This is a genomic window from Pacificimonas sp. ICDLI1SI03, assembly GCF_054740865.1.
Map to the genome: position 1 here is coordinate 2,030,389 of NZ_JBSQAU010000001.1, position 24,930 is coordinate 2,055,318.

The 24,930-nt window shown below is 58.7% G+C and carries 19 protein-coding genes and 1 tRNA gene; 13 read left to right on the forward strand and 7 right to left on the reverse strand.

Annotation, left to right across the window (positions count from 1 at the left end; genetic code table 11):
• Positions 1 to 38: 38 nt before the first annotated feature.
• Entirely contained in the window at positions 39 to 710 is a 672-nt protein-coding gene (locus ACSMXM_RS09865) for a PEP-CTERM sorting domain-containing protein (protein ID WP_460315778.1), read from the reverse strand.
• Between the two features lie 255 nt (positions 711 to 965).
• Here ACSMXM_RS09865 and purL point away from each other — a divergent pair, with 255 nt between their 5' ends.
• Positions 966 to 3,113 carry a phosphoribosylformylglycinamidine synthase subunit PurL gene (gene purL, locus ACSMXM_RS09870; RefSeq protein ID WP_460316398.1) on the forward strand — a complete coding sequence of 716 codons (2,148 nt, stop codon included), beginning with the start codon at positions 966 to 968 and terminating at the stop codon, positions 3,111 to 3,113.
• A gap of 55 nt (positions 3,114 to 3,168) precedes the next feature.
• Here the strand turns inward: purL and ACSMXM_RS09875 are convergent, their stop codons facing one another.
• Positions 3,169 to 3,906 carry a 2OG-Fe(II) oxygenase gene (locus tag ACSMXM_RS09875; RefSeq protein WP_460315779.1) on the reverse strand — a complete coding sequence of 246 codons (738 nt, stop codon included), beginning with the start codon at positions 3,904 to 3,906 and terminating at the stop codon, positions 3,169 to 3,171.
• 136 nt (positions 3,907 to 4,042) lie between these two features.
• On the opposite strand from ACSMXM_RS09875, the gene ACSMXM_RS09880 reads away from it, so the two are divergent.
• The 4 genes from ACSMXM_RS09880 (at position 4,043) to ACSMXM_RS09895 (ending at position 10,976) form a co-directional block, all read left to right on the forward strand.
• Positions 4,043 to 5,041 carry a hypothetical protein gene (locus ACSMXM_RS09880; protein ID WP_460315780.1) on the forward strand — a complete coding sequence of 333 codons (999 nt, stop codon included), beginning with the start codon at positions 4,043 to 4,045 and terminating at the stop codon, positions 5,039 to 5,041.
• A 501-nt stretch (positions 5,042 to 5,542) separates the two neighbouring features.
• Positions 5,543 to 6,169 carry an ImuA family protein gene (locus tag ACSMXM_RS09885; protein WP_460315781.1) on the forward strand — a complete coding sequence of 209 codons (627 nt, stop codon included), beginning with the start codon at positions 5,543 to 5,545 and terminating at the stop codon, positions 6,167 to 6,169.
• Entirely contained in the window at positions 6,078 to 7,619 is a 1,542-nt protein-coding gene (locus tag ACSMXM_RS09890; protein WP_460315782.1) for a Y-family DNA polymerase, read from the forward strand. The genes ACSMXM_RS09885 and ACSMXM_RS09890 overlap by 92 nt, the downstream gene beginning before the upstream one ends.
• A gap of 45 nt (positions 7,620 to 7,664) precedes the next feature.
• Complete coding sequence (locus ACSMXM_RS09895; RefSeq protein ID WP_460315783.1) at positions 7,665 to 10,976, forward strand: error-prone DNA polymerase; 3,312 nt, start codon at positions 7,665 to 7,667, stop codon at positions 10,974 to 10,976.
• A gap of 13 nt (positions 10,977 to 10,989) precedes the next feature.
• Here the strand turns inward: ACSMXM_RS09895 and ACSMXM_RS09900 are convergent, their stop codons facing one another.
• From ACSMXM_RS09900 to ACSMXM_RS09915, 4 genes are all read right to left on the reverse strand, one after another.
• On the reverse strand, positions 10,990 to 12,732 hold the full coding sequence (locus ACSMXM_RS09900) for a sodium:solute symporter family protein (protein ID WP_460315784.1): 1,743 nt from the start codon (positions 12,730 to 12,732) through the stop codon (positions 10,990 to 10,992).
• The gene (locus tag ACSMXM_RS09905; protein WP_460315786.1) at positions 12,732 to 12,986 is read right to left on the reverse strand and encodes a DUF4212 domain-containing protein; all 255 of its coding nucleotides are present in this window, start codon (positions 12,984 to 12,986) and stop codon (positions 12,732 to 12,734) included. The genes ACSMXM_RS09900 and ACSMXM_RS09905 overlap by 1 nt, the downstream gene beginning before the upstream one ends.
• Positions 12,987 to 13,089: 103 nt before the next feature.
• Complete coding sequence (locus ACSMXM_RS09910; RefSeq protein WP_460315788.1) at positions 13,090 to 13,758, reverse strand: glutathione S-transferase family protein; 669 nt, start codon at positions 13,756 to 13,758, stop codon at positions 13,090 to 13,092.
• A gap of 32 nt (positions 13,759 to 13,790) precedes the next feature.
• Positions 13,791 to 14,588 carry a DUF1206 domain-containing protein gene (locus ACSMXM_RS09915; protein WP_460315790.1) on the reverse strand — a complete coding sequence of 266 codons (798 nt, stop codon included), beginning with the start codon at positions 14,586 to 14,588 and terminating at the stop codon, positions 13,791 to 13,793.
• A gap of 132 nt (positions 14,589 to 14,720) precedes the next feature.
• Here ACSMXM_RS09915 and ACSMXM_RS09920 point away from each other — a divergent pair.
• Together ACSMXM_RS09920 and ACSMXM_RS09925 are read left to right on the forward strand one after the other, a co-directional pair.
• A tRNA-Leu gene (locus tag ACSMXM_RS09920) sits at positions 14,721 to 14,808 on the forward strand.
• Positions 14,809 to 14,952: 144 nt separating this feature from the next.
• Positions 14,953 to 15,981 (forward strand): formylglycine-generating enzyme family protein, encoded by a 1,029-nt coding sequence (locus tag ACSMXM_RS09925; protein ID WP_460315791.1) that lies wholly within the window; start codon positions 14,953 to 14,955, stop codon positions 15,979 to 15,981.
• A gap of 206 nt (positions 15,982 to 16,187) precedes the next feature.
• On the opposite strand, the gene ACSMXM_RS09930 is transcribed toward ACSMXM_RS09925, so the two are convergent.
• On the reverse strand, positions 16,188 to 18,467 hold the full coding sequence (locus tag ACSMXM_RS09930) for a TonB-dependent receptor (RefSeq protein WP_460315792.1): 2,280 nt from the start codon (positions 18,465 to 18,467) through the stop codon (positions 16,188 to 16,190).
• 75 nt (positions 18,468 to 18,542) lie between these two features.
• Here ACSMXM_RS09930 and ACSMXM_RS09935 point away from each other — a divergent pair, with 75 nt between their 5' ends.
• The 6 genes from ACSMXM_RS09935 to ACSMXM_RS09960 are packed head-to-tail and all read left to right on the forward strand — an operon-like array spanning position 18,543 to position 24,927.
• On the forward strand, positions 18,543 to 20,903 hold the full coding sequence (locus ACSMXM_RS09935) for an arylsulfatase (protein WP_460315793.1): 2,361 nt from the start codon (positions 18,543 to 18,545) through the stop codon (positions 20,901 to 20,903).
• A 58-nt stretch (positions 20,904 to 20,961) separates the two neighbouring features.
• A complete protein-coding gene (locus tag ACSMXM_RS09940) occupies positions 20,962 to 22,140 on the forward strand; it encodes an aromatic ring-hydroxylating oxygenase subunit alpha (RefSeq protein ID WP_460315795.1) in 1,179 nt (392 codons plus the stop codon).
• Complete coding sequence (locus tag ACSMXM_RS09945) at positions 22,137 to 22,700, forward strand: nuclear transport factor 2 family protein (protein WP_460315796.1); 564 nt, start codon at positions 22,137 to 22,139, stop codon at positions 22,698 to 22,700. Before ACSMXM_RS09940 ends, ACSMXM_RS09945 begins: the two co-directional genes overlap by 4 nt.
• Before the next feature lie 54 nt (positions 22,701 to 22,754).
• Positions 22,755 to 23,156: a limonene-1,2-epoxide hydrolase family protein gene (locus ACSMXM_RS09950; protein WP_460315798.1), complete on the forward strand. Its 402-nt coding sequence runs from the start codon at positions 22,755 to 22,757 to the stop codon at positions 23,154 to 23,156.
• Positions 23,153 to 23,929: an SDR family oxidoreductase gene (locus tag ACSMXM_RS09955; protein ID WP_460315799.1), complete on the forward strand. Its 777-nt coding sequence runs from the start codon at positions 23,153 to 23,155 to the stop codon at positions 23,927 to 23,929. The genes ACSMXM_RS09950 and ACSMXM_RS09955 overlap by 4 nt, the downstream gene beginning before the upstream one ends.
• 2 nt (positions 23,930 to 23,931) lie before the next feature.
• Positions 23,932 to 24,927: an amidohydrolase family protein gene (locus tag ACSMXM_RS09960; RefSeq protein ID WP_460315801.1), complete on the forward strand. Its 996-nt coding sequence runs from the start codon at positions 23,932 to 23,934 to the stop codon at positions 24,925 to 24,927.
• The last annotated feature ends 3 nt before the right edge of the window (positions 24,928 to 24,930 follow it).

Sequence of the window (24,930 nt, forward strand, 5' to 3'; positions counted from 1 at the left end):
GGAAACGCGGCCCTCTATTCAAACGAGACTGAAGTTACTCAGGCCTTGCGACGACGCGCAAAGCCAAGGCCGGCCAGGCCGAGACCCAAAAGGCCGAACGCCGCCGGAGCGGGAACGTCCGTGGCGCCCTCACCGACGATCACGTCAATGGCCGCTTCTCCAACCAGGCCGCCATTGGCATCACGTGCCTGAAAGCGGAAATTGTAAATGCCACTGGCATCTGCGTCGAAGTCGAACATCTCAGGCGCGATCACGAACGGAGCGATGCCGTCGTTCAAAAAGGCGAAGGTCGGGTTCTGGCTGTCCTCAATCGTCCCGCTGGCAAAAAGGAAATTGATCGTGCCATAGTCCGTTCCGTTGCTGGGATCGAAATCGTACAGCAGGGAATAGTTCAGGCCTGGCAGAACGTCTGCATAATAGCTGAAATTCCACTTTGAACGGTCATCCGACGTGGTGCCGGATTCCACGGCGAAAACGCCATCGGAGACCAAAGTGGGGGATGGGGCGGAAAAACGCGGCGTTGCCGTGATGCCGATCTCGCCGTCCACTCCCTCAGAGGAAATGTTGGTGACAGCAACGCGGTCATTGGGGATGCCGTCGCCGCCGAATTCGGTCTGCGGCAGGGCGCCGAAGCGATCAAACACCGGCTCCGCCATGGCAGACGTTGAAAGAAGCACCGCTGCAACGCACGCAACTGCTGAAATTTTCATTATATAAACCCCCGTTTTGGAATGGAAATTCCCACCAAGCAAGAGCCGTACCATTCGGAATGTTAGCCGTTATATCATCGCCTTACACGACCAACTCCGCCGCACCTGTCACGGATATGTAAAGTTTACCGACAGAATTCCCATGAAAATTCAATATCTAACGTGGATCAGGATATTGCCCGCGTCAGCAGCACCGACGAACGCTAAAGGCGTCGCGACACCTTCATCGTCTAGCCCTCTGCCTGCTGCGCCGCTATTGGGCGTTTCATGACTGACATCACCCCTGAACTCGTTGCCGAACACGGCCTTTCCCCGGACGAATATGGCGTCATCCTGAACGCCCTTGGCCGCACCCCGAACCTGACCGAGCTTGGCATTTTTTCGGTCATGTGGTCGGAACATTGCTCCTATAAATCCAGCCGCCTGCATCTGAAGAAGCTGCCGACCACCGGCCCGCAGGTCATTTGCGGCCCCGGCGAGAATGCCGGCGTGGTGGACATTGGCGACGGCGACGCGGCCATCTTCAAGATGGAATCGCACAATCACCCCAGCTTCATCGAACCCTATCAGGGCGCAGCGACGGGCGTGGGCGGCATATTACGCGACGTTTTCACCATGGGTGCCCGCCCGGTCGCCAATATGAACGCCCTGCGCTTTGGCGCGCCGGATCATCCAAAGACACGCCATCTGGTAAAGGGTGTCGTCGCGGGCATCGGCGGCTATGGCAATTGCGTCGGCGTACCGACGGTGGGCGGCGAAACCAATTTCCACCCCGCCTATAATGGCAATATCCTCGTCAACGCGATGACCGTAGGGACGGCCCGCACAGACAAGATTTTCTATTCTGCCGCCGCCGGCATCGGCAATCCGGTCATCTATGTCGGGTCGAAGACGGGACGCGACGGCATCCACGGCGCCACGATGGCGTCCGCGGAATTCACCGACGATTCAGAGGAGAAGCGCCCCACCGTTCAGGTCGGCGATCCCTTCACGGAAAAGCTGCTGATAGAGGCATGTCTGGAACTGATGGCCACCGACGCCATCGTCGCCATACAGGATATGGGCGCGGCAGGCCTCACCAGCTCTTCGGTGGAGATGGCGGACAAGGGCGGCGTCGGCATCCATCTCGATCTCGACAAGGTGCCGTGCCGCGAAGAGGCCATGACACCCTATGAGATGATGCTGTCCGAATCGCAGGAACGCATGCTGATGGTGCTGAAGCCCGGACGCGAGGCGCAGGCGCAAAAGATATTCGAAAAATGGGAACTGGACTTCGCCGTCATCGGCGAGGTTACCGACACCAAGCACCTTGTTCTCAGCTTCGGAGGCGAGACGGTGTGCGACATTCCTCTTGGACCGCTTGGCGATAATGCGCCGCTTTACGACCGCCCGCATATGCCGACGCCCAAGCGCGAGGCACTGGGCGGCGTTGAATTCTCGAACGCCGTCACCGATGACCTTCTGACCCTGATGGGGTCTTCCGCGCTCGCCAGCCGTCGCTGGATCTGGGAACAATTTGATCACATGGTCATGGCCGACACGATCGGCCGGCCCGGCGGCGACGCAGCGGTCGTGCGCGTACACGGCACCAAAAAAGCGCTCGCCATCACGACGGATTGCAACCCGCGCTATTGCTTCGCCGATCCCGTGGAGGGCGGCAAACAGGCGATTGCAGAGGCCTATCGCAACCTGACCGCCGTCGGCGCGACCCCACTCGCCACAACCGACTGCATGAATTTCGGCAATCCGGAACGACCCGAGATCATGGGCCAGTTCGTCGGCTGTATCGAGGGGATGGCAGAGGCATGCGCCGCGCTGGACATGCCCATCGTGTCCGGCAACGTCTCCCTCTACAACGAGACCAATGGCGTTGGCGTCCTTCCCACACCCGCCATCGGGGCGATCGGCCTGCTGAAAGATTATGGCAAACGGACCGATATTTCGCTGAAGGCCGATGGCGAGGTCATCTGGCTGATCGGCAAGCCCGGCGCCCATCTGGGCCAGTCCGAATGGCTGCGCACAATCGCCAATCGTGAAGATGGCCCCCCGCCCTCCGTCGACCTGGAAGCGGAAAAGGCGGTTGGCGACTATGTCCGCACGCTAATCGCCGAGGGGAAAGTCACAGCCGCGCACGATATTTCCGACGGTGGCCTGTTGGTGGCAGTCACGGAAATGGCACTGGCGGGGGACAAGGGCGCCGCGCTCGACGCCCTCGACCACCCCGCCGCCTTTGGCGAGGATCAGGCGCGCTATGTGGTGACCGCCCCTGCGGGCACAGACATAGAGGGCACCCGTCTTGGCACTGTCGGTGGTTCCACCATCGCCGTCGGCGGCGAAAATATAACCCTGGTAGCCTTGAAAGCGGCGCACCGCGACTGGCTTCCGAATTTGATGCAGCAATAACGACCTGACGGATTGCAGGCGCTTAAGAACGTGCCTGCGATCCGACACACATGATTCAGCGTTGCGGTATTGCACCCGGCGGCTGATCGGCGCGCAGCCATCCGGTGATGGAAAACCGCAATCCGGGGCAAAAAGGCGCCACGACGCTGACCGAATGATCGGTCGGCACGGTAAAGATGTTCAGGGCGTTGAAAATGGGCCGATAAGCCTGCTCCACATCATAGCTCTGGTCCCAGAATTGCAGCAACCCGCCCCAGTCGCGTCCCCACGCCTTCGTGAAATTCAGGACATAGGCGGCAACGCGTTTATCGGAGGGCTTCTCGTCCGTATGATATTTAAGGAAATGCCCCGCCTGATACAGCGTTGCATGCCCATCGGCCCACATAATTTCCTCGCGTCCGGTAAGTTTACGAAAAAACTCCAGCATAAGGGGGCTGTTGATAAATTCGTACATGGAAAAAAGATGGCTTCTTTCCTGCTGTTTTTTGAAATAATTAAAAAACAGGGGATAATGATTATATAGAAACTGATAATTATGCTTTGCGTTTTCGTGCACCAGCCGCTGAAGTTCAGCTTTTTGCTGAGATGAAAGTTGCTGCAACTGCTGCGGGCTTAATTCGCGCACCTGATCCCCGTGGTTGAATGCGAGAGACCATGGGGCGGCAACGAGCTGCCGATAGGTTTCCTCTGCCGTATCAGCCGTGAAAAAATCCCGAACCTGCAGTCGCCCCTTCCTGGCAAAATCCTGCGCCAGGGTATTGGCGTCGAGGTCGGGGTTGAGAGTGATCTTCATTCGTCGAAACCTTGGTCAACGGCTCGGACAATGCCAGCCTTCATCGCGCCACTCTTGCACGATTGTCGTAGATATTGAAGGATCTGCAGACCAGATCCAATCACCGCCCCCCCATTGCAGGACAGAGGAGAAACTTGTGCCGGATGCAGGCGAAATCCTCAGGAATCCTCAATGGTTTCCCCATCGATATGATGCGCAAGGGGAAAGGGTAGAATTTGTTCGTCTGGACCGTGACGTAATCCGCAGCCTGACTTTTTTGGCCGATCATCAGCCCCGCAACCAGAACGACAATGTCTGGCTGGCGGCAAGCGAATTGCAGATGAATGATATTGCTGCGGGAAAGGTCCATTTCATTTTTCACAGTGCATTCGTCCGCTCCACCTTGCTCACGCGCGCCATGGACCTTCCCGGAAAAAGCCTTGGCCTCAGCGAACCGAGAATATTGAATGATCTGGCAGCCGCCGGTTCGAAGGCATCGCCCGCCTTGGTGCCGATACTGCGCCTGCTTTCTCGCCCGTTCGGCGCAGGAGAGATGGTGGTGATCAAGCCGTCGAATGTTGCGAACAGCCTGATTCCCGCAATCTTGTCGGCCCGCCCTGATGCACGGGCATTGCTGCTGACGGGTTCCATCGAAAACTTCCTGCACTCGGTGCACAAGAAGGGCATGATGGGGCGTCGATGGGTACGGCGGCTGTACCGCCACATCATGCAGTTCGCGCCAATGGATCTGGGCATGTCCACAGCCGAACAATTCGAAATGACCGACTTGCAATATGCTGGTCTGGCATGGTTTCTTCAGCAGCGGCAGTTTGCCATGCTGCTGTCCTCTGAACGCGAAAGATTGCGCAGCCTCGACAGCAATCGCTTCAACCAGGAGCGCTTCGAGACCTTGGCCAGGCTGTCAGAACTGTTCGATATGGGCGCCGGTCCCCAGGAATTGCGGGAAATGGTCGACGGGCCGACATTCGCCGTGCACGCAAAACTGGGCGGCGATTTCAAAACGCAAATCGAGACTCAGGAAGAAGCCGCCAAGAGCAGCGTCGTCGACCAGGAAGTGGCAATGGTGGCGCAGTGGGTGGGCCAGATAGCGCAGGCCGCTGGCGTCAGCTGGCCGCTGGCCCGCCCTTTATTATGAAGGTCCGCCCAAGCACCGGCACCCTTGAATTCACGCTGAATAAGCAGGTTTGCGCGCCACCCCGCTGACTACTTCCGAACGTAAACGTACCGGTCATTAAATCTTGCCCCCTCGGGATCGGCGGCGCTCCACAAATAGCGAAAAATCATCTGCTGTTCGTCGCTGGAGAGTGTGCCTGCATCTGCGATGCGATCTGCCCCTCCGCCTGCGTAGTCCAATATGCCGTGTGGCTGTCTGCCTTCACGACCAGCAAGGCATCGATGCCTGGGCCGACTGCCCACCCTGCCCCGATTTCCCCGGATTGACTCTATCGCCTGCTGTCGTTCTATTCGGAACATAAGTAGAACACTTAATGCGTGCAGGTTGATGAATGTGGACAGGATCAAGGCCATCCATCTTTTGGAATCGAATGATAATTTCATTCGAGGGGCCGAGGTGCGTCCAGCCGAATCGACCGCCGACTCGACACCTATTGCGGCTATCGACTCACATGCTCCCCTCTTGCCCGGCAGTCCCCGGCTGGCAGAGCTGTTTGCCCCTCCACGCGATGCTGGCGCAATCGGCTTCGCTCTGGCACAGGTGCCGCAGCGCGGCGGGCTATTATGGGTGCAGGACCGCATGTCGGCGCTGGAAACCGGCCGGCCCTATGGACACGCCTTTGCACGCTTCGGTCTGGCGCGGGATCGGCTGGTCCTTGCCTGTGCGCGCAACGCCGCCGACGTCCTCTGGACCATGGAGGAGGGGCTGAAATGCGCCTCTCTCTCTGCCATTATAGGGGAGGTGTGGGGAGAGCCACGGGCGCTCGACTTCACGGCGACGAAGCGCCTCGCTTTACGTGCAGAGCGGCAGGGGGTTCACGTCATGCTGATGCGCTTTGGCGGTGCGGCGAACCTGTCGGCGGCGCGGCGGCGCTGGCGGGTGGGTTCGCTGCCTTCCGCGCCTCACCCTTTCGATGGTGCCGCCCCCGGCGCGCCGCGCTGGCGGGCGGAACTGTTCCGCGCACGCGGCGAACGGCCCGGCATCTGGACGGCCAGCTATGACGAGGCGGCGCATCGTCTCCATCTTCATACCGCATCTGGCGATGGATCGCTGGATGCGGAAGTCAGGCGGAGACTGGCCGCAGGATAGGCCGCTCGTTCTGGCGGCGGAGGGTACGCACGGTCCCGTCATTCACGACGTGAACCCGGCGGCGGCGGCGCTGGGCATGGTCCGGGGCGGGCGCATTACCGATATGCGCGCGCTGGCGCCGGACCTTGCCGTAGAGGATGCCGACCCGGATGCCAATACCGCCGATCTCGCCCGGCTGGCCGGCTGGGCACAGCGCTGGTGCCCCTGGACACAAAGGGATGGCGCCGATGCCCTGCTCCTCGACACCACAGGTTCCGCCCATCTGCATGGCGGGGAGGCATCCATGCTGGGCGACATGGCCCGCATGTTCGCCGGCGCCGGGCTTAACATCCATCTGGCTGCGGCACCGACGGTCGGCGCCGCATGGGCCTTGTCCCACAGTGGCGGCGCGCACACGATCTGCCACGCGGACCAGCTTGCCGACATGCTCGCACCGCTGCCGGTCGGCACGTTGCGGCTGGATGCCGAAACGGTGCAGCTGCTGCAACGGCTGGGGCTAAAGACGATTGGCGCGCTGGCGGCGGTTCCGCGCGCGGCACTGGTCCGGCGCTTTCGCAAGGTCGAACAGCCCTGCCGCAACCCCGTCACCCGTCTGGACCAGGCCATGGGGCGCCGGGCGGAACCCCTTGTCCCCGCACAATTGCGCCCGCCCCTTCGCAGCATCCGGCGGCTGGCAGAGCCGCTCGGCGATCTGGCCGGGCTGATGCGGATATTGCAGGATCTGACGGGCGACCTGTCGGCATTGATGGACGAAAATCATATCGGTGCGCGGTCCTTGCGCTTCACGGCCTTCCGCGTCGACGGGCGCGCCCTGAATGCAGAGGTCGCGACCAGCCGCGCCAGCCGCGATGCCGCCCATATAATTCGCCTGTTCGACGGCAAGCTGGAGCGGCTGGACCCCGGCTTTGGCGTCGATGGCGCCGCGCTGGAGGTTCTGCGCGCGGAACCGCTGGGCGCCATACAAGACGATTTGAGCGGCGAGGGACGGGACCAGATGGCGTTCGTCGCATTGATCGATCGCCTGTCCGCCCGATTGGGAGAGGACGCCGTGTTGCAGTCCGTAACCCGGGGCAGTCATGTGCCCGAACGCGGCGAGGCCTTTCTTGCCGCCGCCGCGACGCCGCATCCGGACGCACGCAGCGTCAACCGACAGGGCCGAGCACCCTTGCGCCTGTTGAATACGCCCGAACGGGCAGAGGTCATCCATGCCGTGCCTGAAGGGCCGCCCGCACGTTTCCGCTGGCGGCGGCAATTACACGACGTGACCCGCGCGCAGGGTCCCGAACGCATCGCGCCGGAATGGTGGTGCGAACCGGGACGCACACGCCTGCGCGACTATTACCGGGTGGAGGATCGGGAGGGGCGGCGTTTCTGGCTGTACCGCGAAGGGCTGGCCTCCGACGATCGCGGCGGCACCCCCCTGTGGTTCGTACACGGCCTGGACGCATGACAAGATGCGCTCCCCGGCGCATCATTCCCATGCCGGTAATGCGCCATGCCTGATGCACCGACCACGCCCGACAAGCGGACGCTCAGCGCCTCCGATACGTTCGTGCCCAATCCGCGCGGGCAGTTCGTGGAACTGGGGCTGACCACCAGCTTCTCTTTCCTGCGCGGTGCATCGGACCCGATCGACCTCGTCACCACCGCCTATGCCCTCGGCTATGACGCGCTGGGCATTGCCGACCGCAACAGCATGGCAGGCGTGGTGCGTCTGCATAGTGAGGCGAAGACGGCGAAGATGACGCCCGTCATCGGCTGCCGCCTGGATCTGATGGATGCGCCATCGCTGTACGCCTATCCCCGCAGCCGTGCCGCCTATGGCGACCTCTGCCATCTTCTGTCTGCGGGCAAGATGACCGATGCCGACGGCGGCTGGCAGGCGAAGGGGGCATGCCATGTGCGGCTGGCCGACGTGGCACGGGGGCTGACCCGCGACATTTTCCTGATCGCCATTCCGGGCGAGGATCTGGATGCGTTCGCGGCCGACCTGCCACGCCTGTCCGCGCTTCCCATGCTGGGGCATGTCGCGGCGGCGTTTCGCTATCGCGACGACGACCGGGCGCGGATCGGGCGGCTGGCCGGTCTGGCGCAGACGCACGGCCTGCAATTGCTGGCCACCAATGACGTACATTATCATTGCCCGTCGCGCCGCCCGCTGCAGGACGTGATGACCTGTATCCGCGAAAAGGTGACGGTGGCGACGGCAGGGGATCTCCTCGATCAGAATGGCGAACGCTATCTGAAGCCGCCCGCCGAAATCCTGCGCCTGTTCGCGGACTGGCCCGATGCCATCCGCCAGACCCGCCGCATCGCCGATGCCTGCACCTTCAGCCTGGACGAGCTGAAATATGAATATCCGGAAGAAAGCGTCCCCGGCGGTAAAACACCCGACGCTCATCTTTCCGACCTCAGCTGGGCGGGCGCGAAAGGCCGGTATCCAGACGGCATACCGGCAAAGGTCGACGAACTGCTGCACAAGGAACTGAGGCTGATCGCAAAGATGGGCTTTGCGCGCTATTTCCTGACCATCAACGACATCGTCGCCCATGCGCGCGGGATCGGCATATTATGTCAGGGTCGCGGATCGGCGGCGAACAGCGCGGTCTGTTATTGCCTGGGCATCACCTCCGTCGACCCGGCAACGACGGAGCTTTTGTTCGAACGCTTCATATCGGAGGAGCGCAAGGAGCCGCCCGACATCGACGTCGATTTCGAACATGAGCGGCGCGAGGAAATTATCCAGCACATCTATCGGCGCTATGGCCGCGACCGCGCCGGGCTGTGCGCCACCGTCATCCATTATCGTCCGCGCATGGCCATCCGCGAAGTGGGCAAGATCATGGGCCTGTCAGAGGACGTGACCGCCGCGCTGGCCAGGACGGTCTGGGGCAGCTGGGGATCGGAAGTCGATGAGGACAAGGTGAAGGAAGCGGGGCTCGACCTCAACGACCCGCATCTGAAACGCACCATATGGCTGGCGGACCAGCTGATCGGCATGCCGCGTCATTTGTCACAGCATGTCGGCGGCTTCATCCTGACGCGGGAACCACTGACCCAGACCGTGCCCATCGGCAATGGCGCCATGCCGGACCGCAGCTTCATCGAATGGGACAAGGACGATATCGAGGCGCTGGGCATCATGAAAGTCGATGTGCTGGCGCTCGGCATGCTGACCTGCATCCGCAAATGCTTCGACCTTATCGAGGCGCAGCATGGTCGCCGCTACACGCTGGCCACTGTCGATCAGGAAGACGGGGCCGTTTACGACATGCTGTGCGCCGGCGATTCCCTTGGCGTTTTTCAGGTGGAAAGCCGTGCGCAGATGAACATGCTGCCGCGCCTGCAGCCGCGCAAATTCTACGATCTGGTCATTCAGGTCGCCATCGTCAGGCCCGGTCCCATACAGGGCGACATGGTGCATCCCTATCTACGCCGCCGCCAGGGCAAGGAACCGACCGTCTATCCCACCCCCGGCCCCCAACATGATCCGGATGAACTGAAAAACATCCTGAAACGAACGTTGGGCGTGCCCATTTTTCAGGAGCAGGCGATGAAGATCGCCATGACCGCCGCATGCTTTTCTCCGGCCGAGGCGAACAAGCTGAGAAAGGCGATGGCCACCTTCCGCTCTCGCGGGATGGTGTCGGAGCATAAGGAAAAGATGGTCGGGCGCATGGTGGAACGGGGCTATAATCCGGAATTCGCCGCCCGCTGTTTCAGCCAGATCGAGGGTTTCGGCGAATATGGCTTCCCGGAAAGCCATGCTGCCAGCTTTGCCCACCTCGTTTATGTGTCCAGCTGGATCAAATGCCACCATCCGGCGATCTTCTGCGCGGCGCTCCTCAATTCTCAGCCCATGGGATTTTATGCGCCCGCCCAGATCGTGCGCGATGCGCGCGAACATGGCGTGACGGTGCTGGCCCCCGATGTGAACATGTCGGATTGGGATTCCACCGTGATTGCCCCCCTCTCTTCCAAAAACGGAGGGGCCGTCGTCCGCCTCGGTCTGCGTCAGATCGACGGGTTTAAGGCGGCAGATGCCGCCCGACTGCTGGCGGCGCGCGGATCCCCTTATGAAACTGTGGAGGAGGTGCGCACCCGCGCCGGCCTCGGCGTTCCCGCCATCCAGATTCTTGCCGCTGCCGATGCCTTTCGTTCCTTGGGAAAGGATCGGCGCGCCGCGCTGTGGGATGCCCGCACCCTGAAAAACGCGCCAGACCTGCCGCTCTTCACCCATACCGACAGCCGCGACGAGGGCGCGGACATTCCCATATTGCTGCCCGCCATGCCGCTCAGCGAACATGTTGTGGCCGATTATCAGACGACACGCCTCTCCTTAAAGGCGCACCCGATGCAGTTCCTGCGCGGCGATTATTCCGCCCGCGGTTTCACCCGGGCGGCGGACCTGCGGCAATGTCGTTTCAACCAGCGCGTCTCGATCTGCGGCATCGTGCTGATCCGGCAGCGGCCCGGCAGCGCAAAGGGCGTGGTGTTCATCACATTGGAGGATGAAACGGGCGTGGTGAATCTGGTCGTCTGGCCCGACACGCTGAAAAAATACCGCAAGATCGTCATGGGTGCGCGGCTGATGGCGGTGGAGGGGACAGTGCAAATGGATGATGCAGTGATTCACGTCATTGCGAACCGAATGATCGACGATACGGCGCGGCTGAGCCACCTGTCCGATGATCTTCTGAAATCCGACCTGGCGCGCGGCGATCATGTCACCAGCCCCCTGCCCTCGAATGTCGGTCGCCACCCCCGCAATGTCAGCATCATCCCCAAATCGCGAGATTTCCACTAGCGATAGTCGCACGTCATTCCGGGACGCGGATTCGATCCACCAGCAAATCCACTTCCTCCGGCGGCGGCGCGGTCATGCGCGCGACGGCAACGGCAATTGCGAAATTCAGCACCATGCCGACAACCCCGATCCCCTCAGGCGAAATGCCGAACAACCAGTGGGCGGCGTCATTCGTTTCCGGCGCGGCAAATTTGAACCAGACGATATAGGCAAAGGTGAACAACAGGCCGGTGACCATTCCCGCAATTGCCCCTTCCCGATTCATGCGGCGCGAAAAAATCCCCATCAGGATCGCCGGGAACAAGGATGCCGCTGCCAGCCCAAAGGCAAAGGCGACGACCTCGGCGACCCAACCGGGCGGATAAATACCCAGCAATCCCGCCACCAGGATCGCCGCCGTCGCGGCCAGGCGCGCGGCGCGCAGTTCGCCTCGGTCCGAAATATCGGGGCGAAAGGTTTTCTTCAGCAGGTCGTGACTGACCGCCGTGGAAATCACCAGCAAAAGCCCCGCCGCCGTCGACAGCGCCGCCGCCAGGCCGCCCGCCGCAACCAGTGCGATGACCCACCCGGGCAGCTGCGCGATCTCCGGCAGGGCCAGCACCATGATATCGCGATCAACGAACACCTCATTCTCCCCGGCCGACGGGTTGGCGACGCCGCGTTCGCCCGATGCGCCCGCCGCGCCCGTATAGGCCGGCGCGCCCTCCAGCGCCTCGCCGGCACGATATTGGACGACACCGTCATCATTCTTGTCGGCAAAGGCGATCAAGCCATTGGCTTCCCAGTTGGAAAACCAGGTCGGCAGGTCCCTATAGGCCGTCTCGTTCACCGCCTCCGTAAAGGTCAGCCGCGCAAAAGCACTGACAGCGGGGGCCGTCGTGTAAAGCAGGGCGATGAAAACCAGCGCCCAGCCCGCCGAAATACGCGCATCCGACGCCTTCGGCACGGTAAAGAACCGCACGATGACATGGGGCAGGCCCGCCGTTCCCACCATCAGGGCCGCAGTGATGCAAAAAACGTCGAGCGTCGACTTCGTGCCGGACGTATATTCGGCGAACCCCAGATCGGTCAGGGTGGCGTTCAGCTTCTGCAGCATGAACACGCCCTCACCCGCCACCTCGCTGCCCAGGCCCAGCTGCGGCACCGGATTGCCGGTAACCATGAAGCTGATGAAGATCGCAGGGACCAAATAGGCAAAGATCAACACGCAATATTGCGCCACCTGTGTGTAGGTGATGCCCTTCATTCCGCCTAGGACGGCATAGATGAACACGATCCCCATGCCGATGACGACGCCCAGATCGATAGGGACATTCAAAAAGCGGGAAAAGACGATGCCGACCCCGCGCATCTGTCCGGCGATATAGGTAAAGCTGACAAAGATCAGGCAGACGACCGCCACTACGCGGGCGGTGCGGGAATAATAGCGTGTGCCAATGAAATCCGGCACGGTGAACTGTCCGAATTTCCTTAAATAAGGCGCCAGCAACAGCGCCAGCAGCACATAGCCGCCGGTCCAGCCCATCAGATAGACGCTGCCATCATAGCCCAGAAAGGCGATCAGGCCTGCCATCGAAAGAAAACTGGCCGCCGACATCCAGTCGGCAGCCGTCGCCATGCCGTTGACGACCGGGTGAACGCCGCCACCTGCCACATAGAATTCGCTGGTGGATTTTGCCCGCGACCACAGCGCGATACCGATATACAGCGCAAAACTCAGCCCGACGAAGATGTAGATCAGCGTCTGCGTCGCCATTATTCGCCCGCCCCGAACTTCCGGTCCAGCCGCCGCATGGCGATGACATAGACGAAGATCAGGATCACGAAGGCATAGATCGACCCCTGCTGCGCGAACCAGAAGCCCAGCGGGTAGCCGCCGATATTGAAACGGTCCAGCGCATCGCGAAAAATAATGCCCGCCCCGAACGATACCGCAAACCAGACGGCCAAGAGGCCGCAGAGAAGCCGTAAATTTGCGCGCCAATAGGCGGATGCATTTGCCGTGGTCATCTTATTCCCCTCGCCCCCCTCAGCCAGCGCAGCGGGTTACCGAACCTTTCGGCAAAAGAGAACAATTTACCTGTCGCGGGTCATCGCGGCCGGAAACCGCGTTTCAGAAATCCAGCTTGTCGTAATGCGCGGGGGGGCTCAGCCCCTGCATCCGCTCTGGCAGCAAGGCGCGCACGCTGCGGCGCGATTTGACCGTGGCATACCAGGTTTTCGTGTCGGGAAACCCGCGCCAGTCGACGCCGGACAGATAGTCCGCAACGGACAGCTGCGCGACGGCGGCGATGTCGGCAAGGCTGAAGCTGGATCCTGCCAGCCAGCGCCGCTCGCCCAGCAGATATTCCAGATAATCGAGATGCTGCGCGACGCCCTTCGCCGCCACGCGCAGGGCCGCGGAATCGGGCGGCGCCTTTAGAACGATGCGCTTGTACATCCGCTCGGCCAGCAGCAAATTGACTGCCTCGGCATAGAATTTCTGGTCGAACCAGGCGGTCAGCCGCCTGACCTCCGCCCGCGCGGCGGGGCCGGACCCCATCAGCGGCACCTTTTCCACCGTTTCCTCGAAATATTCGCAGATCGCCATGGAATCCGGGATCGGCGCCACCCGCTCGCCGGTCAGGACAGGCGTCTGCCCCGCCCGGTTCATATCCATCAGCGCGTCCGACCGTTCCCACGGATATTCGGTCGCTATTTGAAAATCGACGCCCTTTTCCGCCATGACGATGCGCACCTTGCGCGAAAAGGGGCAGAGAGGGAATTGATGCAGCGTCCACATATGTTGCAGATCATTAACGATACTGGCGGCGGCTAGCTACGGACTTCCGCCTTTAATCTTGCAATAACATCCTCGTCGCGAATGGTGCGATAGCGTGCCATTACCAGGCTGAAGACGCCGAACAGCAACAGGCCCGCCGCAACCAACTGATAGGCCCAGCCCATACCACGCAGGTCGTTCAGCACCTGTCCGATGCCGCCAACCTCGGACGCGTCGCCGCCCCACGCCGCGCCCGCAATGGTCCAGCCCAGAATGGCAAAAACGACGGCACGGGCGGCATAGCCCGCGCGTCCCACATGCTTGGTGAAGCTCGGCGCGTCGGCGTCCAGCAGGTACATGAAATTGCCGCTTATCGCCTTTCGCACCTGATTGAGCGCGGCCAGCAGGAACCCGATGCCGATCAGGCCCAGAACGAATGTTCCGCCGGGCATGGACACAAGTGTCGACGCTGCTTCACCCTCGGTATTGCCGCCGCCGCCGCCAGAATCCGTGCCGGTGGCCGCTGACAAGGCGTAATAGCCCAGGAACAGGTGTGCAAAACCGCTGGCGGCATGGCCGACCCTGGTGCCGATCCCCTTGGCGTCCGTGCCATGCCCCTCCAAATCGATCATGGCGCCGTACAGGCGGAAAATACCATAACCCAGAAGGCCGATACCGACGAGGCCCAGCAGGATGGCGCCCGCGGGCATTTCCTCGATCTGTTGCAGAACGCCGGTCGTGCCGCCGGAGCCCGCCGTCGTCAGCGCGAAATAGCCAAGCAAAATATAGACGATGCCCCTCGCCAAATATCCGATACGGGCAAATGTCTGCAGACGGGTAACGCGTTCCATCGGTGGCTCTCCCTGTTTCGTGCGGCAAGAGCGCGCGAGATGGCCTTGGCGTTCCCTGACAATGTTCGTCGATGCTGGACAGCGACCCCGCCCCGGCGCTAGCGAGGCGACCGCGCCCCTAATACCCCCCGTGCCCGCGTGGCGGAATTGGTAGACGCAAGGGACTTAAAATCCCTCGGGAGGTTCTCCCATGCCGGTTCGATTCCGGCCGCGGGCACCAATATGACAGCTGTTCCGGGTCCGCAGGCTGCACCGTGGGCCGCCCCCCCGTTCCTGAGACCAGCGCCTACATTGCCTTTCACTCGGCAATTTGCGAGTACTAGCGTTATCATTGATATTTTCATTCCGGCGCAGGGGCGGATACTTGTCTTTTAAAACGACTACATCTCTTTCGTTTTTAGCTGCATTGATGATTTCGGCCTGCGCGAGCGAAACGACGCCTTCGGCAGACTCAGAGGCGCTGACCGTCGAAAACATGAAATCCTGCCCATCCTTGACTGATACACCCATCCGCCTTGCGGGCGGAGAGTTTGTCATGGGACAAGACGATATTTATCCTGAAGAAGGTCCTGAGAGAGAAACACGGGTCGACGCTTTTTGGATTGATCCACATGAAGTTACCAATCGCCAGTTTGCGAATTTCGTGGATGAGACCGGCCATATTACTCTTGCCGAAAAGCCCGTCGATCCGAACCAATTCGGCGTGCCGGCAGACCAGATTCCGCCCCATATGCTTGAGCCGGGCTCGGCAGTCTTTTCGCCACCGCAATCTGCTTCAAGAGATTTTCAAGATTGGTGGGCCTACGTTCCGGGTGCCAATTGGCGCAAACCTGCCGGACCGACCGGCCCGGACGCCAAACCGAATGAGCCGGTCGTCCATCTGGCGTGGGAGGATATGGTGGCATACGCTAGATGGACAGGCGGCCGTCTTCCCACCGAGGCAGAGTGGGAATATGCAGCAAAGGGCGGAAACCCATCCAATTCTACCCGGCAGCCATCATCCGAACGGGCAAACAGCTGGCAGGGCGCTTTCCCCGTGCAAAACGAAGCCACAGATGGTTTCAAAGGAGTTGCACCGGTCGGATGTTTTAAACCTAATGGCTTTGGACTTTACGACATGGTGGGGAACGTGTGGGAGGTGACGGCCGATTTTTATGCTGCTGGCCACAACCCCGCCGATCGCGATAATCCGCGGGGACCAAGCGAAACGAGTACCTACGATGGGGTGAATTCCCAACTAGCGACCCGTGTGATGAAAGGGGGGAGCTACCTTTGCGCGCCGAATTACTGTCAACGATATCGTCCAGCGGCTCGCCAAGGTGTAGACCCGGGCCTCGGCTCGAGCAATGTTGGCTTCCGCCTGGTCTACGACCGCATGCCAGATCAGATATAAAGAATAGGAACCTTCGCAATCAGCTCGCCAGTTTCCTGGTCATATGGTCACTTTAGTATCTAGTCTTTTACGTCGGGCGTACAAACTACCAAGTAAATTTCGGTACAATCAAATTACCGAATGAAGTTTTTTACCTCGGTGCGCGTCATAGAGCCGTATTGGGCGCGGCGGCCATAACAATTAGCCGCCGCGCGATTGAGGGAAACTTAGAATTCCATTCCTATTTGTGCGCCATAATAGCGGGGAGTGCCGCCAAATGCGTTATACCCAAGACCAGCGGATTTAATCTCGGCAAACTCCTGATTTGCGAGATTTCGTCCGAAAATGCCAAATGTCCAGTTATCGTGCTCATATGTTATGCTGGCATCAAGCAATCCATAGGAATCCTGTTCAAGGAGCGGGTCATTGTTCACGTCGGTAAAAACGTGCGACCGCCATGAATAACCGGAGTGAAACGAGAGAGTATCGTCTCTTCCTACATCAAGGTCATAGGTGAAGCCTACAAATGCGGTCCATTTGGGAACGCGATCAAACTTCAGATCCGATACGCTCACCCCGGCCGGAAGCGTCAAATTGTCAAAGGAGTCATATTGCGCATCGGTATAGCCAACGTTTGCATCGAACCGCAGCCCATATACCGGCATGAACGCCGTTTCGAATTCGATGCCCTGAATGGTAGCCGAAGCAGCGTTGAATAGTCGCTGCTCTGGAGAGCTTCCCTCGATCGGGGTTTGTACAAGGCGCTGAATCTCGTCGTATTTCTGATAGAAATAGTTGACGTTTACACGAAGTGTGTCGTCGAGAAGGTCGGATTTCACGCCAGTTTCAAATGACGAGACACTTTCAGGATTGGCCGGCACGATCGCACCTGCAGCCGTGGGCGCGCGGGCGTTGAAGTTCCCGGCACGATAACCGCGCGAATAGCTTGCAAAAACTCGAATATCGGGAACGACCTCCCAATTGGCGACCAATCTTGGCGAAACGTCGTCCCACGACTCCTCGGCGTCTAGAAAATTGCGGGGACAGGAATCGAAGCTCTGCCCAGGACAAATCGTTAAAGGCACAATGTGCATTTTCTTGGTATCTTTACTATACCGCACACCAGCCGATAAAGTCAGGCTATCGGTGACCGAAAAATCAACATTGCCAAAAAACGCAAATGATTTTGTGTCCTGGTTCCAAATATTGACAATATAGCGGCGGTCGACAGCGTCAGTGGGAAGCTTCTGCAAGCGCTTCTCGAACACATCCGAATCCAGGTGGAAGTAGAAACCTCCTACGAGAAGCGAAATCCGGTCGTTCAGATCGACATTGTAACGCACTTCCAGACTTTTTTGCGTCGCATCCTCTTCATTATCTGGAAACAGCAGTACATCGAAGGGATCGCCGCCAACGTTGAGCGTCGCATTATAACTGATGTCGCGATACGCTCCTAAAGCCGTAACTACGCCAGCGCCAACATCCTGTTCCAGCTCGCCAATAACATGGAAGCCTTCGATGTTAGTGTACCCGGTCGTACCGAGATTTGTCTCCCATTTACCGGGTTCGGGCGTCCACCCCCAACTCGTCTGAAGCTGCCGCGGGGGCGCCCCTTCTGGAAAATAGCTTCTCGTCGCACCACCGCCATCTCGAAAATTGAGATACTGGCCAAGCAGGGTGAAGGTGGTGGTATCGCCGGGTTTGAAAACCCAGGTGCTCTTGGCGACGATCTCGTTAGTTTCAGGGAACTTCTCGACGGGATGTTCCGCAGCAGCAGCGCCGGTGGGATTGGGATTGCCCGGCACCACCACGAATGAGCCATTGTTATTATTCGTGAAAAATCCGTTGTTGTTTCGGGTAAGTACGGCCATTCTTGCCATCACCCGATCTTCAACGAGCGCCCCCTCCACAGCGGTACGCGTCTCGACGGTTCCCGCATTGCCCAGGGTCAACTTCATTTCTGCACCAAAGTCACCGGTCGGGCGCTTGGAACGCAGGCTGACGACACCACCGGACGCATTCCGACCAAACAGAACGCCCTGAGGACCGCGCAGCACCTCGACGCTTTCGGTATCAAAGGTGTCGAGAACGGCGCCGGCTTGATAGCCGATTACCATTCCGTCCTGAACAATGTTCACCGCAGGATCGAGGGAGCGGACACTGGTGGACACACCCACGCCGCGCATGAAGAAATTTGCGAAACCTGGAAAGGTGCCTACGCCATCTAACTGAGCGTTAGGGACCATCCGGCCAACATCGCGAACATCGACCGCATGGGCTTGCTCCAGTGACTGAGCATTTACGGCGGTTATTGCCATCGGCACGTCCTGCAGCTCTTCGCCCCGGGACTTGCGCTGGGCATAAACTATAATCTCGTTGATACCGCCCTGCTCAGCTTCACTGGCTTCCGTCTCAGCCTCAACATCTTGCGCAAGGGCCGACGTCGGCGCGAGAGCGGCCAGCGCGATGATTGAACTTCCGCCCAGGATATTCAGAATCTGACGCATTTTTGTTTCTCCCCAATGCTCTTGACACCTCTCAGGGGCGTCCATAGAAATCTATTCATATCGAAATAAATTTTGATGGCAAGCACGATCTTGCGTGGGGAGCGGAAAAAAATGAGCGGACAACGCAGATTTTATCTGTCCTTATTGTCTTGTTTTATTGTATTTTTCTCTGCCCCCCTCGTCGCACAGCAGCGACCGGCACGGACCGTTCAAGAGGCTCCGCCGCCGCAATGGCCGGAGCGCCCGCGCGCGCCCGAAGGCGCCCCGAACGTCCTTCTCATCATGACGGACGACGTCGGCTTTGGCGCCTCAAGCACCTTCGGCGGCCCCATTCCTACGCCGGCGCTGGATTCGATCGCCGAGCGCGGACTTAGATTTAATCGGTACCACAATTCCGCCATGTGTTCGCCGACGCGAGCAGCCCTGCTGACGGGCCGTAACCCCCATCAGGTGGGGATGGGAGCGACCCCGCAGCGCCCTGCGGGATATCCTGGCTATACGAGCGTGATCCCCGATTCCGCAGCCACTGTGGCCCGCTGGCTAACTGACGGCGGTTATAATACGGCCATGTTCGGGAAATCCCATCTCGTCCCAGAGTGGGAAATGAGTGCCACGGGCCCATTTGACAGATGGCCCACTGGAATGGGGTTCCAGTATTTCTATGGCTTCTTGTCGGCAGATACTAGTCAGTTCGAACCGGGGTTGTTTGAAAATCTTAATCCCATCGATGTTTCAGACCGCGGACCGGATTATATCCTCGATCAGGACTTGGCGGATAAGGCCATCGCATGGATAGGTCGTCAGCGCGAAGTTGCACCGCAAAACCCCTTCTTCGTTTATTACGCCCCCGGGAGCGCCCACACTCCCCACCATGCGCCAAAAGACTGGCTCGAGAAATTTCGTGGGGAATTTGATGAAGGGTGGGATGTTGTTCGCGAACGATCCTATCGGCGACAGTTGCAGATGGGCGTGATTCCCGCCGATGCTCGCTTGGCACCACGGCCCGATCAACTGCCGGCATGGTCTAGCCTTTCACCTGACAAACAGAAGGTGGCGGCTCGACTGATGGAAGCATATGCCGCGTCCCTGTCTTTCGCCGACGCACAAATCGGCCGCATTATTCAGGAACTGAAGGATCGCGGCGAATTCGACAACACAATGATTATCTTCATCCAAGGCGATAATGGCGGCAGTGCTGAGGGTTCGCTAAATGGGCTGGCATTCGAACAGTCGGTGATCAACCGGGTTGACGAGCCGTTCGATTTTTTGATCCAGAATATCGACAAGATTGGCGGGCCAGACCTTTACACGAATTATCCTGCGGCATGGGGCTGGGCCCTCAACAGCCCCTTTCCCTGGTACAAGCAGATCGCATCGCATCTTGGCGGAGTCCGCAACGGATTAGCGATCAGTTGGCCAGACCGCATTAAAAAGCCGGGATTGCGCGAGCAGTTCCTGTTTGTTTCGGATGTTGCGCCAACGATAATGGACGCGGCAAATCTGCCTATTCCCGAGACAGTCGATGGGGTGGAGCAAAAGCCGGTAGACGGGTTGAGCTTTCTCTACACGATTGACGACGCAGGTGCCGAATCCCGTCGCCAACGCCAAGTGTTTGAAGTGTTTACGAACTTGGGTATTTATGATCGGGGCTGGTGGGCAGGAACATCGCCCGCCCGGCCCGCTTGGGACGTCTCGCGTGGAGCTAAAATCCCGGTCAGCGAACGTAATTGGGAACTTTACAACCTCGCTGAGGACTACAGCCAAACGGCTGATTTGGCGAAACGCCACCCGGAAAAACTGGAATATATGAAGGACTTGTTCTGGGCGGAGGCTGAAAAATCCAACATCCTGCCTGTACGTGACGCCCTGGAGGGTGTGGCGGGTAAGCCGGTTCAATCCGATGGGCGCACGTCTTTCGTATATCAGGACGTCATCACGCGCGTTCCTGAAAGCGCGGCCCCCCCGACCATTGGCAAGTCCTGGCGCATTACCGCAGATATTGAACTCGGCGATGATCCGGCAAACGGGGTGTTGGTAACTCAGGGCGGAAAATTTGGCGGTTACGCGCTTTACCTGATCAACGGTCAGCCCGTCTTCACTTATAATGCCATCCCGCCTCGGGTTTACTCAATTCGTTCCGAAGAGAGGATAGGGGCAGGCAGGCATCGCCTGGAGATGCACTTCGCATTTGATGGCGAGCCGAGCGGGGGAGGTGATGTCACTCTCTCTGTCGACGGTCGAGACGTGGCCTCAGGTCGCGTGGGTGCCACTTTGCCAATCTGGATTTCGCACACTGACGGATTCGATGTGGGCACCGACACGATTACCGCGATCAATGATGATTATCGCGTGCGGCAAAGCGATTTTTCCGGAAATCTCCGTCGCCTTGAGGTGAGGATCGAAGAAGAACAAGAAGACGAGCAAGCGTCTCTGTGATCCGTGCAAGATGTCATCGGGGTGCCTGCATTTTCCAAATAGAACAGGACAAGCAGAAATGACTGATCCGCAGAATTTGCAACCGACATATGACGCTCTTGCGAAACGCGCGCTTGTACATCTGCGTGAAGGGACGACCGACCGCGCCCCGGACCAGATGGAAATCCCAGTTTCCGCGTATCTGGATCCCGAACGCTATCAACGCGAATGTCAGCGCATTTTCGGCACGCTGCCCGTTTCCATCGCGCTGTCGATAGAGGTCCCGGAATCAGGGAGCTATCTTGCCCGCACCATAATGGGGCAGCCGCTGCTGATCACGCGGAATGGCGAGGGTGAGATAAATGTGTTTCTCAACGTTTGTCGGCACCGCGGCGCGCGCGTTTGTTCAGACGGCGCCGGCAAACAGCGCAAGTTCGCCTGCCCATACCACGCGTGGGTGTATGATAATGACGGCCAGCTAACGGGCATATATGGCGAAAAGTCCTTCGGCGACCTCGACCGTGGCGCGCATTCCCTGACCCGACTGAACTGTGCAGAGCGGCATGGCGTTATCTTCGCCACTCTCACGCCGGGGCATGAGTTTAACATTGATGAGTGGCTCGGAGACATGGGCGACCGTCTGGCATCTCTACGACTGGACCAGCTTTTTCTCACGGAAGTTCGCGAGCTCGAAAGTCCGGGGTGGAAGGCTACGCTTGATGGATATCTCGAAGTTTATCACCATGACAGCGTACATCGGACCACGGTCGGAATGCACACGATCGGCAACTTACTAGTCCATGACACATACGGACCGCATCAGCGGCTCACCTTTGCCCGGCCAAATCTAAAAGAACTGAAAGAAAAAGAGGTTCCAAAAGGCGAAGGCGGTAATTTTATTCGCATGATCCACTCGGTCTTTCCCAATCTTTCTATTTCGGGAGTATTGGGGGATCATTGTTTATTCAGCCAGGTATGGCCCGCCGCAACGCCGGACAGGACTATAACTCGGCAATTCCTTCTGGCCTCTTCCGCCCCTGAAAGCGATCAGCAGAAAGAGGCGGTAGACAATTTCAGCTTGATGACACTTCAAGCAGTTCGTGACGAAGACTATGCAATCGTTTCGACGATCCAGGCTGGACTAGGTTCCGGCGCTAATGACAAGTTCATTTTTGGACGAAATGAGCCGGGGCTTCAGCATTACCACACATGGATTGACCGGCTGATGCTTTCCAGTCCCGAGGATTTGCAGACGTGAATTCCCTGGAAGACATTGCCAAAAGAGTAGAAAAACTTGAGGCTCGCAACGCTATTTCAGAGCTTGTAAGTTCATATGCCATTGCATGCGATGAGCACGATATACTCCGCCTTGAAAGTTTGTTCTCTGAGGATGCCGAGTTTCGTTCTTTTAGTGGCACGGTTGAAGCGGTAGGCCGCGCTGCGATCAAAGAGTTTTTTATCAGCACATTTCAAAGTCGCGGCCCGGCATTCCACTGGACTCATGACAATTTCGTTCGCTTTGACCCAGATGATCCGGACCGCGCCACAGGGTTGGTGCTGAGCCATGCGGAAACCACGGTCCGCGGGACGGTGAGCCTGGCAGCAATGAAATACGACGACGTCTACGGGCGCCAAAATGGATTATGGCGCTTTGCGAAGAGAACGATTCACTATCTCTATTATGTGCCAGCAACAGAATACGCCAATGGCCTAAATCAAGACAAACGCGTAGTCGTCAATGGCATCGCAAAAGAAGCCGACTATCCAGAGAACTTGCCCACGTGGCAAGAATTTCAAACAAAATATCCGGCGGATTGATCCATATATGTTTTTGGAATCTATTTTGAACAAGCATGTGCAGGCAGTCACCTGATGGGGACAGGCTGCACTTCTGAAGCTGAGGCGCTTGCCGCGGTCAGGGCCTTCTGCGCAGCATGGTCACGCCTCGACATGCTACAGATTGAGGCGCTCCTCGCTGAGAATGTCGTTTATCGCAACGGTCCCCTGCCTGTAATCCGCAGCAAGGCGGCCGTCATGGACTATATCCGGGGCGCCGGCCCGTTCGAAGAGATGAAGTGGGAACTTCTCAACATTTCAGTCAGCGAAAATATCGTACTGACAGAGCGGGTCGATCACCTCGTTCGAAACGGAAAGTCAGCCACCCTGCCTATCATGGGGGCGTTCGAAATTGCCGACGGCCAGATCGTCGAATGGCGCGATTATTTCGATCTTGCTAGCTACAGAGCACAATTCGCGCAGGAGAAAGGGCTATGAAGCTCGGAATCGAAGGGCGCGTTGCCCTTGTCATGGCCGGCAGTGACGGTATCGGCCTGGCCACTGCGCAGGGCCTCCATAGAGAGGGGGCCAAGATCGCCATTTGCGCTCGGGATCCGGAACGCTTGGCAAAGGCTTCCGAAACAATGCCAGGATCACTCGCGCTACAGGCAGATGTTACCAGCAAAAGCGATATTGCGGCTGCCGTGGAGCGAGTCCGGCATGCTTTTGGGCCGATAGAGATTCTGGTGAACAATGCGGGAGGGCCCCGTGCAGGCGCCCTCTCCAGCCTCGACGAGGCCGACTGGTACGCGGCCGTGGAACTCACATTGATGTCGGCCGTCCGTACGACCGACCTTGTTATCGACGACATGCGGACTCAGCGCTGGGGACGGATCATCAACATCTCGTCCTATGGCGTTAAGCATCAGATACCCGGACTGTCGCTTTCGAACAGTTTGCGTCCAGCAGTATTGGGCTGGGCCAAGACATTGGCTGACCAGGTTGGTTGCGACAATATACTTGTCAATACGGTTTGCCCAGGATGGACGCGGACGGCACGGATGGACAATATTCTCGACCAGCGTGCCGAAAAAGAGGGTTTATCGATAGACGACGTTCAGAAGTCGATAACTGATGAGATTCCTCTTGGCCGCATGGGTGAAGCTGATGAGATAGCTAACCTTGCTGTTTTTCTCGCCTCCGACGCGGCCAGCTATATCACTGGTACCGCAATACAGGTCGACGGCGGCTTAGTTAGAGGAATGATGTGACTGTGAAAACTTCCACTGACGTAATCGATGTGCATGCTCACGCGGTATTAGAGGACACATTTGAACAGGCCGGGGACTTTGGCCCTTTTCTGTATGAAGAAGCGGATGGAACGCCGGTTTTTCGTATAGGGGAATACCAGCTACGTAACGTAAAATATCGCGGCAGCGCCTTTATGAGCCCTGAAATAAGGCTCGCGGCGATGGACCGCAGCGGGATCAGTTATCAGCTGCTTTCCCCCAATCCTCTGACTTATTTTCACTATGTTCCAGTTCCTGACGCTGTCCGCTTCTGTCGGCGCCATAATGATGCAATGGCTCGGCTCGTGGCCGATTGTCCTGATCGGCTTGGGGGGGCGGCGGCGCTTCCAATGCAGGATATTCCTGCTGCAATTGAAGAATTGGAGCGTTCAGTTAGCGAACTGGGCCTTAGCGCTGCCTATATTGGCACCGACTTGCCCGGCGGGTTGGACGCTGAAGACATGGATGCATTCTACACGAAGGTTGTAGAGCTGGACGTGCCGCTGTTCCTGCACCCGGCGCCTGCCGGAATTGACGGACCCGACGGCAGTCCTGCACTCAAGAAGTATGAGCTCGACATTCTGGCGGGCTTTACAATGCAGGAAACAATTGCAGCAGCAACGCTGATTTTCGGCGGCGTACTATATCGGCATCCGGAAATTGATATTTGCATTAGCCATGGTGGGGGGGCACTTTCCCTGATTTGGGGTCGGCTGGAACATGCGGCACACATGCGGCGCTGGGTACCCGAGCATTTGAGGCACGAAGGCGCTTTCAAGCGCATGGCGCAACGCTTGTGGTTTGACATTCATATGCACGACGATCGCGCCGTCGAATTGCTGGCGGAACGTGTCGGGACTTCGCAACTCGTCTACGGCACGAATTTTGCGGGCTGGGATGCGCCGGAGAAATTCGAAATACCCAAGATAGATATACCGCTGGCTCAAAATGCCCGGCGGCTCCTTCGGCTCAAGAAGTAAGCC